The 14,628-nt window shown below is 63.4% G+C and carries 15 protein-coding genes; 10 read left to right on the plus strand and 5 right to left on the minus strand.

Annotated elements, in window-relative coordinates:
- Positions 1-99 precede the first annotated feature (99 nt).
- On the minus strand, positions 100-693 hold the full coding sequence (locus ABI582_RS20710) for a nitroreductase family protein (protein ID WP_442120142.1): 594 nt from the start codon (positions 691-693) through the stop codon (positions 100-102).
- 143 nt (positions 694-836) lie between these two features.
- Between ABI582_RS20710 and ABI582_RS20715 the strand changes: the two genes are divergently transcribed.
- Together ABI582_RS20715 and ABI582_RS20720 are read left to right on the plus strand one after the other, a co-directional pair.
- Positions 837-1,286 (plus strand): YcgN family cysteine cluster protein, encoded by a 450-nt coding sequence (locus ABI582_RS20715; protein ID WP_442120143.1) that lies wholly within the window; start codon positions 837-839, stop codon positions 1,284-1,286.
- Positions 1,287-1,327: 41 nt separating this feature from the next.
- Positions 1,328-2,536 carry a hypothetical protein gene (locus ABI582_RS20720; RefSeq protein WP_442120144.1) on the plus strand — a complete coding sequence of 403 codons (1,209 nt, stop codon included), beginning with the start codon at positions 1,328-1,330 and terminating at the stop codon, positions 2,534-2,536.
- Between the two features lie 187 nt (positions 2,537-2,723).
- On the opposite strand, the gene ABI582_RS20725 is transcribed toward ABI582_RS20720, so the two are convergent.
- A complete protein-coding gene (locus ABI582_RS20725; RefSeq protein WP_442120145.1) occupies positions 2,724-3,062 on the minus strand; it encodes a YgaP family membrane protein in 339 nt (112 codons plus the stop codon).
- Positions 3,063-3,362: 300 nt separating this feature from the next.
- On the opposite strand from ABI582_RS20725, the gene ABI582_RS20730 reads away from it, so the two are divergent.
- The 5 genes from ABI582_RS20730 (at position 3,363) to ABI582_RS20750 (ending at position 9,443) form a co-directional block, all read left to right on the plus strand.
- Positions 3,363-4,079 carry a GntR family transcriptional regulator gene (locus ABI582_RS20730; RefSeq protein ID WP_338744900.1) on the plus strand — a complete coding sequence of 239 codons (717 nt, stop codon included), beginning with the start codon at positions 3,363-3,365 and terminating at the stop codon, positions 4,077-4,079.
- A 61-nt stretch (positions 4,080-4,140) separates the two neighbouring features.
- Positions 4,141-5,460, plus strand: a complete 1,320-nt coding sequence (locus ABI582_RS20735) for an NAD(P)/FAD-dependent oxidoreductase (protein WP_442120146.1) — start codon at positions 4,141-4,143, stop codon at positions 5,458-5,460.
- A 183-nt stretch (positions 5,461-5,643) separates the two neighbouring features.
- Positions 5,644-6,972 (plus strand): MFS transporter, encoded by a 1,329-nt coding sequence (locus ABI582_RS20740; protein WP_442120147.1) that lies wholly within the window; start codon positions 5,644-5,646, stop codon positions 6,970-6,972.
- A 73-nt stretch (positions 6,973-7,045) separates the two neighbouring features.
- Positions 7,046-7,939, plus strand: coding sequence for a dihydrodipicolinate synthase family protein (locus tag ABI582_RS20745; RefSeq protein WP_403008882.1), 894 nt, complete (start codon positions 7,046-7,048; stop codon positions 7,937-7,939).
- A 13-nt stretch (positions 7,940-7,952) separates the two neighbouring features.
- A complete protein-coding gene (locus ABI582_RS20750; protein ID WP_442120148.1) occupies positions 7,953-9,443 on the plus strand; it encodes an aldehyde dehydrogenase in 1,491 nt (496 codons plus the stop codon).
- A gap of 173 nt (positions 9,444-9,616) precedes the next feature.
- On the opposite strand, the gene ABI582_RS20755 is transcribed toward ABI582_RS20750, so the two are convergent.
- Together ABI582_RS20755 and ABI582_RS20760 are read right to left on the minus strand one after the other, a co-directional pair.
- On the minus strand, positions 9,617-10,087 hold the full coding sequence (locus tag ABI582_RS20755; protein ID WP_016498381.1) for an RNA methyltransferase: 471 nt from the start codon (positions 10,085-10,087) through the stop codon (positions 9,617-9,619).
- Positions 10,088-10,158: 71 nt separating this feature from the next.
- Positions 10,159-10,530: a YajD family HNH nuclease gene (locus ABI582_RS20760; RefSeq protein ID WP_016488597.1), complete on the minus strand. Its 372-nt coding sequence runs from the start codon at positions 10,528-10,530 to the stop codon at positions 10,159-10,161.
- 132 nt (positions 10,531-10,662) lie between these two features.
- Between ABI582_RS20760 and ABI582_RS20765 the strand changes: the two genes are divergently transcribed.
- On the plus strand, positions 10,663-10,941 hold the full coding sequence (locus ABI582_RS20765) for a hypothetical protein (RefSeq protein WP_442120149.1): 279 nt from the start codon (positions 10,663-10,665) through the stop codon (positions 10,939-10,941).
- A gap of 172 nt (positions 10,942-11,113) precedes the next feature.
- On the opposite strand, the gene ABI582_RS20770 is transcribed toward ABI582_RS20765, so the two are convergent.
- Positions 11,114-13,156, minus strand: a complete 2,043-nt coding sequence (locus ABI582_RS20770; protein WP_442120150.1) for a S9 family peptidase — start codon at positions 13,154-13,156, stop codon at positions 11,114-11,116.
- Between the two features lie 182 nt (positions 13,157-13,338).
- On the opposite strand from ABI582_RS20770, the gene ABI582_RS20775 reads away from it, so the two are divergent.
- Positions 13,339-13,836 carry an MFS transporter gene (locus ABI582_RS20775; protein WP_442120151.1) on the plus strand — a complete coding sequence of 166 codons (498 nt, stop codon included), beginning with the start codon at positions 13,339-13,341 and terminating at the stop codon, positions 13,834-13,836.
- Between the two features lie 17 nt (positions 13,837-13,853).
- Positions 13,854-14,627, plus strand: coding sequence for a class II glutamine amidotransferase (locus ABI582_RS20780; protein ID WP_086974630.1), 774 nt, complete (start codon positions 13,854-13,856; stop codon positions 14,625-14,627).
- Position 14,628 lies beyond the last annotated feature (1 nt).

Raw genomic sequence — 14,628 nt, forward strand, 5'->3', positions numbered from 1 at the left:
GCCGGCCTCTTCGCAGCACAAGGCTGCTCCTACAGGGCGATGGAGATCCTGTAGGAGCAGCCTTGTGCTGCGAAGAGGCCAGTAAGGCCTCTACAAGGCTTACAGGCTGAAATCACCCTCGGCAGCAAGCTCGCTCAACGGCTTGCGCGGGCTCGGCACTTCACGCGACTGCAGCGCTTCATCCAGGCTGGCCTTGTCACCCAGCTTGCCAATCGCCACCATGGCATGCAGCACGTAGCCTTCGGGAACCTTCAGTTCCTGACGCGCCAGGTCCTGGTCGAAACCGGCCATGCCATGAGTATGCCAGCCGCTGATGCTGGCCTGCAGGGCCAGGTGGCCCCAGGCGGAGCCGGTGTCGAAGGTGTGCCACAGCGCCGGTTTTTCTTCCGTGGCGCCCGGGGCGGCGAAGGTGGTCTTGGAAATGATCAGTACCAGCGCCGAGGCCTGTTGTGCCCAGCTGCGGTTGAACGGCACCAGCAGGTTCAGGTAGCGCTCCCAGCTTGGCGTGTCGCGGCGGGCATACAGGAAGCGCCAAGGCTGCGAGTTGTACGCCGACGGAGCCCAGCGTGCGGCTTCCAGGAAGCTCAGCAGGGTTTCTTCGCTGATCGGCTCGGCGGTGAAGGCGCGTGGCGACCAGCGGTTGATGAACTGTTCGTTGATGGCGTAATCGGCAATGCGGGGGGTGGCGCTCATGACAGCTCCTGCAAACGGACGGGAAAGCGGCACGCTACTGCGTCCCGTCGCGACTGACAAGCGGTCTGGCTTTGCCGAAGGCCAGGCTCTAGACTGGCGCCGCCGCGCGCCGTGGCCCCAAGATGAATGCAGGAAACCGTGTGATGATCGCTGAAAACGCGCCGTTCTGGCGGCGCAAGACCCTCGAACAACTCAGCCCGCAAGAGTGGGAGTCGCTGTGCGACGGCTGCGGCCTGTGCTGCCTGCAAAAGCTCGAGGACGAAGACGACAACAGCGTCTATTACACGCGTATCGCCTGCAAGTTGCTGGACATGGATACCTGCCAGTGCAGCGACTACCCCAACCGCTTCGCGCATGTACCGGACTGCATCCAGCTCACCCCGGGCAAGGCCGACCAGTTCACGTGGCTGCCAAGCACCTGCGGTTATCGCCTGGTCAGCGAGGGCAACGACCTGCCGGCCTGGCACCACCTTGTCTGTGGCGATCGCCAGCAGGTTCATGAACAGCGCATTTCCCAGGCGGGGCGTATGCTCAGGGAGCAGGATGTGCACGAAGACGACTGGGAAGACCACCTGATCTTCCGCGCCAGCTGACCGGCGCGGCCCGCTGCCACGGGGAAACAAGGAGTTTCTGTATGCGTTGCCAGCTGTTTTTGCTGTTGGGCCTGATGGCCAGTTCGCCAGTCTGGGCGAAAAAGGTCGACCTTGACTACCAGGTGCGCCTGTTGCCCGCCAGTGGCCAGGCTGAAGTCCGCCTCACCTTGGCTGATGGCAGCGCCGTGCGCAGCCTCGACTTCGACCTGGGCAAGGCGGGGGCCTTCAGCGGCTTCCAGGCCGACGGCCAATGGCGAATGCAGGGGCAGCGCGGCGTGTGGCAGCCGGCAGCCGGCAAGACCAGCCTCAGTTACCGCGTGCAGCTGGACCAGAAGCTCGCCAGCGGTGCCTATTCCTCGCGTGTTACCCCGCACTGGGCGCTGTTCCTCGGCGACCAGCTGGTACCGCCTGCGCGGCTTGACCAGCAAGATGGCACCGAGCTGGTGGCGCGCCTGGCGTTCGACCTGCCCGATGGCTGGAAGAGTATCGAGACCTCCTGGCCACGCATTGGCAAGGACAAGTTCCGCATCGACAACGTTTCGCGCCTGTTCGACCGCCCGACTGGCTGGATGCTGGCCGGCGACCTGGGCAGCCGCCGTGCCCGCCTGGGCGATACCGAGGTCACCGTGGCCGCGCCGGTGGGGCAGGGCATGCGGCGCATGGACAGCCTGACCTTGCTGACCTACGTCTGGCCGCAGTTGCAGGCGGTATTCCCGCGCAACCCGCCCAAGCTGCTGCTGGTCGGTGCGCGTGACGGCATGTGGCGTGGGGCAATGGCAGCGCAGGGTTCGCTGTACCTGCACAGCGCCCGCCCGATGATCAGCGAGAACGGCAGCAGCCCGTTGCTGCGCGAAGTGGTGCAGCTGTTTGCGCAGATCCGTGGGCGCGACGGCAATGACTGGCTGGTGGAGAGCCTGACCGACTACTACGCCAGCGAATTGCTGCGCCGTTCGGGCGGGGTAAGCGATGACCGCTACCAAGCCTGGCAGGCACGCCTGAGCAAGCAGGGCGCCAAGGTCACCCGGCTCAAAGGCGAACGCGCCAGCCCCGCTCAGGTGGCCCGCGGGGTAATCCTGCTACAGGCACTGGACAAGGAAATCCGCATTCATACCCAGGCCAAGCGTTCGCTGGACGACGTGGTGCGCGGGCTGATGCGGCTGCCCAGCGTAAGCACCGAAGAGTTCGTGCAAATCAGCGAGAACGTGCTGGGCCGCAAGTCCGAGGTACTACAGAGCAAGGCGTTGCGCTAAGTTCGCGTGTACGAAGCGGTGCGCAATGCCTGTAGGAGCGGCCTTGTGTCGCGAAAGGGCTGCGAAGCAGCCCCGGCGATATTTGCAACTAATCTGAGATTTTTGGGGGCGCTTCGCACCCCTTTCGCGACACAAGGCCGCTCCTACAAGGGCTGTGCATGCCTTTGAGAGCGGGCAGGTGCCTTGATCAACTGTCAGCCAATGGATCCTTACCGGTCACCGTCACTCCCTGCGTTGCCGCCTTGGCACTGGCCTTCAACGCCTCCAGCTCCGCCGCGCTGCGTTCAATATCCGAACGCGTGCGGTGGTACTCCTGCCGATGCTTCTGCCACCAGGCCTTGGTCGAGCAATGCCCGCTGACCCCGCGTGCCAATGCAATACCGCCCACTACCATCTGCAGCAAGCCGACCAGGCCGCCATGGCGCAGCCCCTTGCTGAGCATCAGCGCCCCGCCGGCCAGCGAACTGACCCGTTCCAGACCATGGACATTGTGCTGCGAAGACGCAGCAGAGTGGATATCGAGCATGGCAAGACCTCCGTGTGAAATGTAAGCAGCTGACCTGCAGGGTGTCGCCAGCGTTCATTCGGGTCGCCCAGCGGCGCCAAAAGTGCTCGCTGTGTCGCATTTGGCCAACTACCTGTCTGGTTTGGCAATGCACCCCCAAGGGTGTTTAATCACACCCTGGGAACCGCTGTAACCCTTGTAAACAAAGGGCTAGGCAGTTTCCACCGTTCATCGAGAATACTGTAGACACATTGTCTAACAGTGCCCTATAGTCGTTATACAAATAGTAGACACAGCGCTATGACAATAAAGAAGGCCGCCATGAAAGCCACCGTCCAACCACTCGCTGCAGAAGTGCCGCAGGACCGCAAAGCCGTCCTCGCCGAAGCACTGCGCCGCCGGATCATGAGCATGGAACTGGCCCCGGGCGCCGTGGTGGACGAACTGGCCCTGTGCGAGGAGTTCGGCCTTTCGCGCCCTCCAGTGCGCGAGCTACTGCGCCAGATTGCCGCTGAAGGCTACATCGAGCTGGAAGCCAACCGCGCGCCACGCGTCGCCGCCATGAGCCACGAGTCGCTGCACAGCTTCTACGTTGCGGCGCCGCTTATCTACGTGGCCACTACCCAGCTGGCCGCCACTTACGCCAGCGCTGAAGAAATCGAAGTGCTCAAGGCTATCCAGGCCCAGTTCCGTCAGGCCATCGAAGAACGCGACGTTGAAAACCGCGTGCTCTACAACGACGCCTTCCACCTGGAAATCGGCAAGATGGCGCACAACGACTACCTGATGCCGAGCCTGCGTCGCCTGCTGATCGATCACACCCGATTGGGCAAGATCTTCTATCGCCATCCCACTACCGATGACATGCAGCGCGACCTCGAAATCGCCTGCGAGCAGCACGAGCAGATGATTCAGGCCATCGAGCGCCGCGACCCGCAAGCGGCTGGCCAGCTGGTGCGCGATCACTTCGAACTGTCGCGCCGCCGCATGGCCGAGTACGCCGCGCCGCAAGGGCTGGATGTACCGATTCAGATATGAACTACCAAGGTCAGGCCACCGGCGTTGACCACCCGTCGACAACAAGATCCAGGTTAGTAAGATGACAAGAATAAGTTCGTTACCTGCCGATGATGCCACCTGTGGCTGGTACCACCTGAGCAAACCACGTACGCCACGGCCGACCCACAGTGGGCAAAGCCAGGCGCGCTGGGTGGTGGTCGGCGCAGGCTTCACCGGGCTGGCGGCCGCTCGGCAGCTGGCAACGAACTTTCCGCATGACGAGATCGTGCTGGTCGAAGCCCAGGAGGTTGGCTTTGGCACTTCCGGGCGCAATGCCGGCTTTGCCATCGACCTGCCGCACGATATCGGCGCCGAGGACTACATTGGTGACATCGACATCGCCAAGACGATCCTCAAGCTCAACCTAGGTGGGCAGCAATGCCTCAAGGACCTGGTCGAGCGCTACGACATCGATTGCCAGTTCCGCCCTTGCGGCAAATACCAGGCGGCCATCGAAGACCGCGGCATTGCCGTGCTGGATGCCTACCGCCGCGGCCTGGACAAACTGGGTCAACCCTACGAAGTGATCGAGGGCCGCGACCTGCCCGATCATATCGGCACTGACTTCTACCGCAAGGGCCTGTTCACGCCCGGCACCGCCTTGCTGCAACCCTCGGCATTGGTCAAAGGTTTGGCCGATAGCCTGCCCCCCAACGTCTCGCTGTACGAACACACACCGATTACCAACGTCGAGTACGGCGACAAGGTGGTGCTGCGCCACGCCAAGGGTTCGATCACCGCCGACAAGCTGGTGCTCACCACCAACGCCTTCGGCATGAGCTTCGGTTTCCTCAAGGGGCGCATGCTGCCGGTGTTTACCTACGCCAGCATCACCCGCCAGCTGACCGAGGAAGAACAGGCGCGCCTGGGCGGCAAACCCTACTGGGGCGTGATCCCGGCCGACCCGTTCGGCACCACCCTGCGCCGCACCGTCGACAACCGCCTGCTGATCCGCAACAGCTTCAGCTACAACCCCGACGGCCGTAGCAACCGTAAATATCTGGAACGCTTTGTTCAGCGCCACCGCGAATCGTTCGCCCGGCGTTTTCCGATGTTGCCTGGGGTGAACTTTGAATATACCTGGGGCGGTGCGCTGGCACTGTCGCGTAACCACATGGGCTTCTTCGGCAAGTTGGCGCCGAATGTCGTCGGCGCACTGTGTTGTAACGGCCTGGGCGTTACCCGTGGCACGGCCACCGGCAAGTTGCTGGCCGACTGGCTGGCCGGTGACAAGAACGAACTGATCGAGTTTTTACTCAATGCCCCAGGGCCTTGTGTAAACCCGCCCAAGCCTTTGGTTTCCCTGGGCTTGAACGCAAACCTGATGTGGGGGCAGTTCCGCGCCGGCAGAGAAAGCTGATCGTTATATGAGTTAGACCATAAAGCATTTTACGTCGGCGTCAGTTGGCCGGCACGGGCGCGGCTTGCCCGAAATTGATGATCGAGATGCGTCGTCCGAACACCCGGGGCTGAAGACGGTTTTCAGTTTCGCGGACACGCTCGCCTTGAAAATGTGCATATAGCAGACGGGGTAGGAATAACAATGACAAATCCGAATGTTTCGATTGAAGATGTACCGATCAACAACTTCCACCAATTGCTGACCCTGCGTTCCGGCGGCGGTTCGTTCGTCGATGGCTATGTACTGAGCATTATCGGCGTGGCCATGGTGCAGATGTCTGCAGGCCTGAGCCTGAACAGTTTCTGGCAGGGCATGATCGCCGCTTCGGCGCTGATCGGTATTTTCTTCGGTGGCTTTTTCGGCGGTTGGCTGACCGACCGCTTTGGCCGCAAACGGGTGTTCTTCGTTGGCCCGACCCTGTTCATCCTGGCCTCGGTGGCGCAGTTCTGGGTGGAATCGGCGCTAGCCTTGTTCCTGCTGAGGTTCGCCATCGGCATCGCCGTAGGTATCGAATACCCGGTTGCAACGTCGCTGCTGGTGGAGTTCCTGCCCAGGAAGAACCGAGGCCCGCGCCTGGCAACCCTGACGGTATTGTGGTTTGCCGGCGCCGCCACCGCCTACCTGGCCGGTGAGGCAATCTTGCGCCAGGGTGGCGACGACGCCTGGCGCCTGGTGCTGGCCAGTGCTGCCGTTATTGGTGCGCTGCTGTTCGCCATCCGCCTGGGTACCCCGGAATCGCCACGCTGGCTGATCAGCAAAGGCCGCTTGGCCGAGGCCGAGCAGGTGATCAAGCGCGTCTACGGCAACGGTTTTTCGCTGAAGAACCTGCCGGAAGAGCCCAAGACCCGCAAGCTGTCGTTCCTCAGCCTGCTGCACTCTGGCTACGGCAAACGCATGCTGTTCGTCACCATGTTCTGGACCTGCTCGGTGATCCCGGTGTTCGCCGTGTACGCATTTGCCCCGAAAGTGCTGGGTGCGTTGAACCTGAAAGGTGACTGGGCATCGATCGGTTCCATCGCCATCACTTTCCTGTTCGTGGTGGGCTGCATCGTGGGCACCCGCCTGCTCAACACCCTCGGTCGGCGCACCACGCTGCTGCACAGCTTCTTCTGGTCGGGGCTGGCACTGCTGGGCCTGGGTGCCTTCAGCAATGGCAACGAGATGCTCATCCTGGTGCTGTTCGGTGCCTATGCCTTGTTCATCGGTGGCGCCCAGGTGCTGCAACTGGTGTACCCCAACGAACTGTTCCCTACCGAAATCCGTGCCGGCGCCGTGGGCGTTGGCACCTCCATGTCGCGGGTCGGTGCGGCAGTTGGCACCTGGCTGGTGCCCATCGCCCTCGACAGCTATGGCATCGGCGCCACCATGTATGCCGCTGCTGCCGTGACCTTTGTCGGCCTGGCCTTCTCGGTCGCCCTGGCCCCGGAAACCCGTTCGCTGAACCTGCAACAAGCGGCTTCGTTGAGCTGAAACCTTACAACCCGCCGCTGCGTGGTTGCGCGGCGGTATTTACAACACTGAGCAACGCACTGGAGAACCTACCGTGAAATTCGAAGGCATCTACACCCCGGCAATCACTCCGCTGGCCGCGGACGGCTCGATCGACAAGGCGGCGTTCGCCGAGGTCCTCGAATACCTGGTCGAGTCGAAAATCCACGGCGTCATCATTGGGGGCTCCACCGGCGAGTACTACGCCCACACCACCCAGGAGCGCATCGAGCTGGCCGCCCAGGCCAAGGACGTGCTCAACGGCCGCCTGCCGTTGATCGTCGGCACCGGTGGCATTCGCACCGAAGACGCCGTGGCTTTCGCCCAGCACGCCAAGGAAATCAAGGCTGACGCGCTGCTGGTCGGCACCCCGCCGTACGCGCTGCCGACCCAACAGGAAATCGCCTTGCACGTCAAAGCAGTCGACGCCGCTGCCGACCTGCCGATCATGCTTTACAACTACCCGGGCCGCATGAGCGTAAGCATGGGCGAAGCGTTCTTCGATGCCGTGGCTGATGTGAAGAACATTGTCGCCATCAAGGAAAGCTCCGGCGACATGGCCCAACTGCACCGCCTGGCCATCCATCGCCCGAACATCCAGCTGTCGTGCGGCTGGGACGACCAGGCCCTGGAGTTCTTCGCCTGGGGCGCCCAGAGCTGGGTCTGCGCCGGCTCCAACTTCATTCCGCGTGAGCACGTGGCCCTGTACGAGGCCTGCGTGATCGAAAAGGACTTTGCCAAAGGCCGCAAGATCATGGCCGCCATGATGCCGCTGATGGACTTCCTGGAAGGTGGCAAGTTCGTCCAGGCCATCAAGAACGGCGTGGCGCTGAACGGCCTGAAGACCGGCGGCGTGCGCAAGCCGCTGTACGACCTGGACGATGCCGAGAAGCAGGAACTCAAGCGCGTGGTCACCGAACTGAAAGCCACCATCGCCCTGATCAAATAAGGAGGCTGGCACAATGGCTGAATTGCTGAACAAGGAACAATACGCGGCCATCGCCGCCGAACTGCAACTGCGTACCCAGGCGTTCATCGACGGTGAATTCCGCGATGCCATCTCCGGCCGCATCTTCGTCACCACCAACCCGGCCACCGGCAAGCAACTGGCCGAAGTCGCCGCCTGCGACGTCAACGACGTGAACGTGGCCGTGGCGGCTGCCAAGCGTGTGTTCGAAGAGGGCACCTGGTCGAAGATGCAGCCGAACGACCGCAAGCATGTGCTGCAGAAGTTCGCCCAGCTGCTGGAAGACAACGCCCACGAACTGGCGGTGCTGGAAGCGCTGGACAGCGGCAAGCCGGTCAGCGAGTGCCAGACCGTCGACGTGCCGGAAACCATCCACACCATTCGCTGGCACGCCGAGCTGATCGACAAGATCTACGACGCCACTGCACCGACCGGCAATGCTGCCGTGACCATGGTGGTGCGTGAAGCCATCGGTGTGGTCGGCCTGGTGCTGCCGTGGAACTTCCCGCTGCTGATGCTGGCCTGGAAGATCGCCCCTTCGCTGGCCGCCGGTTGCTCGATCGTGGTCAAACCCGCCAAGGAAACCACGCTCAGCGCCCTGCGCGTGGCCGAGCTGGCCCATGAGGCGGGCATTCCTGCTGGCGTGTTCAACCTGGTGCCAGGCGGTGGCCGTGAAGTGGGTGAGGCCATTGGCCGCCACATGGACATCCCGATGGTCAGCTTCACCGGCTCCACCGACACTGGCCGCCTGTTCCTGAAATACGCTGCCGAGTCCAACCTCAAGCGCATCGTCCTGGAACTGGGTGGCAAGAACCCGGCCGTGGTCATGAACGACTGCGAAGACCTGGACGAAGTGGCTCAGTTCGTGACCGCCGGCGCGTTCTGGAACATGGGCGAGAACTGCTCTGCTTCTTCACGCCTGATCGTGCACAAGGATGTCAAAGACGAGCTGCTCGGCTTGATGGCCAAGCACCTGAAGGACTGGAAACTGGGCGACCCGATGGACCCGGACAATCGCCTCGGCGCCATGGTCAGCAAGTCGCACTTCGAGAAGGTGAAGTCGTACCTGGAGTACGCCGCCGAGCATAAGCTCAGTATCGTCCAGGGTGGCGAGACCGAGGAGGGCGTGTTCGTGCAGCCGACCATCGTCGACAACGTAGGCCGCGACAACAAGCTGTTCGTGGAAGAAATCTTTGGCCCGGTGCTGAGCGTGACCAGCTTCGAGACCATCGATGAAGCCATCGAGCTGGCCAACGACACCATCTACGGCCTGGCGGCTTCGGCGTACACCGGCAGCCTGCGCAATGCGTTGCGCCTCTCGCGTGAAATCCGCGCGGGCGTGGTTACGGTCAACTGCTTCGGCGAAGGTGACGTGACCACGCCGTTCGGTGGTTACAAAGAGTCCGGCTTTGGTGGGCGCGACAAGTCCATCTGGGCACATGACCAGTACACGGAGCTGAAGACCATCTGGATCAACGCTGCGTGATCTGAGCCAGAGCGGTGCTGTTCTGACGGCGCTCAGCACCTGGCCGCCCTGTGCTGGCAGGGCTGGCCCTTTCGCAGCACAAGGCTGCTCCTACCGGGCTCACACTGCCCGCTGTTGTAGGAGCAGCCTTGCGCTGCGAAGAGGCCGGTCCCGCTGTCGCAGTGGCGGCCTTTTTATTTGAACTTGGGCCCCGAGCGGGTATTCAGCCCTTTGGCCAAGCGGTCATACAGCACCACATTCACCGTCGCCGCCAGGTTCATGCAACCCTCGGTGGGGATGTAGATGGTCTCTTCGCACCACGCCCGCACCTCGGGGCTGAGGCTGCCGTCTTCCGGCCCAAAGATATAGATGGCCCGGTCCGGGTGGGTATAGTCCGGCAGGGGTCGCGCACCTTCCACCAGCTCCACCGCCACCGGCGTACAGCCCAGCGGGATGATGCGCTGCAGGTCATCGATGCCGATCAGCGGAATGTCGTAGTGCACGCGCTTGGTGTCGGTGACGAAGTCACGCGCGCGTTCGTAGCGTTTGCCGGTGTAGAACACCGAATTGACGCCATAGCAGCCCGCAGCGCGCATCACCGAACCGACATTTTCTGCCGACTTGGGGTTGAACAGGCCGATGCAGCTGTATCGTTTGTTTGCCACGTACCGGGGCCCTTCGCGAAAAAAGCGCGATTATACGGGCTGCCCGGTAACAGCGGGGGCCGAATCGATGGTCAGTCTTTCTTCAACATGCCCGCCAGTGCGGCGAACGGGTTGTGGGTGGCCTTGGCGATGCTTGGCGTGCTGGTGGAGCCTTCGCTGAAGTACTGCTGGTCGGTGTAGCGCGAGTGCTCGTTGTCGTGGCAGTACAGGCATAGCAGTTCCCAGTTGGAGCCGTCCTGCGGGTTGTTGTCGTGGTTGTGGTCACGGTGGTGCACGGTCAGCTCGCTCAGGCGCTTGCCGGCGAATTCGCGGGCGCAGCGGCCGCACACGTGCGGGTACATTCTCAGGGCCTTGTCGCGGTAGCCCATTTCCTTGTCACGCTTGGCATCGGCCAGGATGCGGTCGAGGCGCGCGGTGGCGGCGGCGGAAGAGGTGGAGCTCATGGTGTTTCCTTTGTTCTGATCAGGCAAATGACGGTTATGGCATTGAGTCTAGCGCGCTTGCAGGGCAGGCGGACAGGCGAAAGCGGTGATTTAGGCGTAGCCTGTAAGCAGGTTCCCGACAGGAGGTTGCTGATGTTTCATGCGATCCTGACCGTGTTGTTGATGGCTGGCCTGCCCATGGCCGAGGCTGCCAGCACGCCACCCCGTCTCACTACGCCCGTGCCTGGTGCACCGGGTACGCCTACGCCCACGCCATACCCGCAGATAACCCCGAGTACACCGCCCAAGGCCTACGACAGCCAGCCGGGGGCGCCTTTGTTGCCGCCGATGCCAGTGCCGGGGCCGCCCAAGGAACAGCCATTGCCGGGGTTGCGTCAAGACCCGCCGAGGCCGGCGGTTGAGGATGATTGAATACGGTGCGCCTGCTCTGGCCGCTGTGGGAGGAACGCATGTGCGCAAGATCCACCGCGGTCCCTGTGGGAGCGGGTTCACCCGCGAACACGGGCGAAGCCCGTGCCAACCACCGCGGTGCCTTCTTCGCGGGTAAACCCGCTCCCACAGGGGCCGCGCGGGTGCTCGAATTTTATGCCACACCCAGCGCGCCAAACACGAACGCATACTCCAGGGCCACATCCTTCAACCCCTGGTACCGCCCGCTCATCCCGCCGTGCCCAGCCCCCATCTCGGTCTTGAGCAGCAGCAGGTTGTTGTCGGTCTTGCGCGTGCGCAAGCGCGCCACCCACTTGGCTGCTTCCCAGTACTGCACGCGGCTGTCGTTGTAGCCCGCTACCACCAGCATCGCCGGGTAGGCCTGCGCTTTTACATTCTCGTACGGCGCATAAGCCTTGATCCGTTCATAAACCTGCGGCTCCTCAGGGTTGCCCCATTCGTCGTACTCGGTCACGGTCAGCGGCAGCTCGGGGTCGAGCATGGTGTTTAGCACGTCGACGAACGGCACTTCGGCAATCGCACAGCGGAACAGCTCGGGGCGCAGGTTGAGCACTGCGCCTATCAACAGGCCGCCGGCGCTGCCGCCGCTGATGGCCAGCCGCTCGGCCGTCGTCACGCCTTCGGCGATCAGGTGCTCGGCGCAGGCGATGAAGTCGCTGAAGGTGTTGGGCTTGTGCTCCTGCTTGCCGGCGCGGTACCAGGCCTCGCCCAGTTCGCCGCCGCCGCGCACATGGGCGATGGCAAAGGCCACGCCGCGTTCCAGCAGGCTGAGGCGGGCATGGGAGAACCACGGGTCGAGGCTTTCGCCATAGGCGCCGTAACCGTACAGGTACAGCGGCACGGCTTTGCCCAGGTCCTGGCGGCGACGCACCAGGCTGATCGGCACCTGGGTGCCATCCGCTGCGGTGGCCCACAGGCGCTCGCTGACATAGTCGTCGGCATCGAACGCACCCAGCACCGGGGTTTGCTTGAGCACGGCCTGGGCGCCGCTGGCCAGCACCAGCTGGCGCACTTGGGCTGGGCGGTTGAGCGCTTCGTAGCGCAGGCGTATGCGCGTACTGGCGAACTCCAGGCTGTCCTGCACGTACAGGCTGTAGGCAGCGTCGGGGAGTTCCACGCGGTAGGCCGGCAGGCCTTGCGGGCGTACTTCGATGATCGGCAGGCCGCCTTCGCGCAGGCTCAGGGTCAGGGCGCCTTCATTCAGGCTGAGGCCTTCGAGCATGATTGCATCACGGTGTGCCACCAGCACCTGCCATTGTTCACGGCTGGGCACCGGTGTGACCGGGGCGTGGTACAGGGCAAAGTTGATGCCGTCCTGGTTGGTGCGGATGAACCAGCGCCACTCGCCATCGAGCTGGCCATGGTCGGGGAAATACTCATGGCCTTCGACCCGCGGCGCCAGGCAGGTGAACGGCGCCTGCGGCGTTTCGGCATCCAGCACCCAGGCCTCGCTGGTGGTCTTGCTGTTCAGCAGCAGCACCAGCTGGCGCTCGGAACTGGTGCGGTAGCAGTGCAGGAAGAAGCGCCCGTCGGCTTCTTCGAACACGGTCTGCGCATCGTCGCAGCCCAGCGTGTGGCGGCGCAGGCGCCAAGGCCGGTGGGTGTCGTCCAGTTCGGCGAAGAACAGCGTCTGGCTGTCGTTGGCCCAGGTCAGGCTGCCATCGCAGTCGTCGAAGGGCAGGGCGGTGATGCTGCCAGTGGCCAGGTCCTTGACGTACAGGGTGTAGATTTCATCCCCGCTGGTATCGAGGCTGTAGGCCAGCAGGCGGTGGTCGGGGCTGATGTTGAATGCCCCCAGCGACAGGAAGCCGCCATTGGCCAGGGCGTTGGGGTCGAGCAGCAGTTGCTCCTGGCTTTCATCCACGGTGTTCGAGTCGTCGGCCGGGCGCGGGCAGCGGTAGTGGCGTGGGTATTCGTCGCCTGCTGTGGTGCGGGTGTAGTACAGGTAGGGGCCCCAGGGGGCCGGCAGCGACAGGTCGGTTTCCAGGATGCGGCCCTTGATCTCTTCGAACAATTGCTCGCGCAACGGCGCCTGGTCGGCCAGGCAGGCTTCCTGGTAGGCGTTTTCGGCTTGCAGGTAGGCGAGTACCTCGGGGGTGTCGCGCTGCTGCAGCCAAGCGTACGGGTCGGCGGCGTTGTCGGCGTGGGCGATGGGCGGTTGGGGCTTGGTTTGCATGGATGATCTCTTGATTGGGGTCGCCTGTGCGGGCCTCTTCGCGGGTGAACCCGCTCCCACAGGGATAGCGCAGTACCTGTGGGAGCGGGTTCACCCGCGAAGAGGCCCGCACAGGCAAACGCTGTCTGCGCCCGGAAAAGTGTTTATCATAGGCATCTCTTTGCCTGGCTTGCACGAACACCATGACCGAGAACGACTACACCTTCGCCTGGGGCCTGTACGCCGTGGCCGCCTTGGGCTGCCTGCTGGTGGCCTTCAAGCTCACCGGCTGGATGTGGCGCTGGTTGCGCGAACCCCTGCGGGTGGTGCTGGCAGTGCTGCTGCTGACCCCGACCGTGGTCGATCCGGTCAAGGACAGCTTCGCCCCGGCCATCGCCATCACCGCCCTGGACCTCGCCTTCAAGGTGGGCAACAACGCCTGGCGTGCGGTGTCCGACTTCGCCATGTACGGCATGATTGCCTTCGGCCTGTATTTCCTCTTCGTGCTGGTGCGCTGGCCGCTGGAAAAACGCGCCCGCGAGCGCCGTGCGCAAGCCGAGGCAGCCGCCAAACGCCAGGTGGACGAAGATGACCAGCTCCCCGGGCAAGCCCCGTTGGCCGCCGAGCGCGGCGACCGTTACCGCGATGATCCACGGCCTGCCGCCCCGCGCGGTAATGGCCGGGTCGAGCCCCGTCTGTAAACGGAGGAGACACGCCTGTGTGCGAACTGCTGGGCATGAGTGCCAACGTCCCCACCGACATCGTTTTCAGCTTCACCGGCCTGATGCAGCGCGGTGGCCGTACCGGCCCGCACCGTGATGGCTGGGGTATCGGTTTCTACGAAGGCCGTGGTCTGCGCCTGTTCCAGGACCCGGCCGCGAGCAGCGAGTCGGAAGTGGCCAACCTGGTGCAGCGTTATCCGATCAAGAGCGAAGTGGTGATCGGCCATATCCGCCAGGCCAACGTCGGCAAGGTCTGCCTGTCCAACACCCACCCGTTCGTGCGGGAAATGTGGGGCCGCAACTGGTGCTTCGCGCACAACGGGCAACTGGGCGACTTCAAGGGCCTGGCCAGCTTCTACCGGCCGGTGGGCGACACCGACAGCGAAGCGGCGTTCTGCGACCTGCTCAACCGCATCCGCAGTGCCTTCCCCGAGCCGGTGCCGGTGGAACAGCTGCTACCGGTGCTGGTCGAAGCCTGTGCCGGCTACCGTGGCCTGGGCGTGTTCAACTGCATGCTCAGCGACGGCGACTGGCTGTTCTGCTTCTGCTCGACCAAGCTGGTGCACATTACTCGCCGTGCGCCGTTTGGTGCCGCGCGGTTGAAGGATGTCGACCTGATCGTCGATTTTCATACCGAAACCACACCCAACGACGTGGTCACGGTGATTGCCACCGAGGCCCTGACCGAGAACGAGACCTGGCACCGTTACGAGCCGGGTCAATGGGCCCTGTGGCGGCACGGCGAGTGCGTGGCGCACGGCCAGAGCTAAG

This window comes from Pseudomonas sp. SAS7, assembly GCF_052112345.1.
GTDB classification, from domain to species: Bacteria; Pseudomonadota; Gammaproteobacteria; order Pseudomonadales; family Pseudomonadaceae; genus Aquipseudomonas; species Aquipseudomonas putida_Q.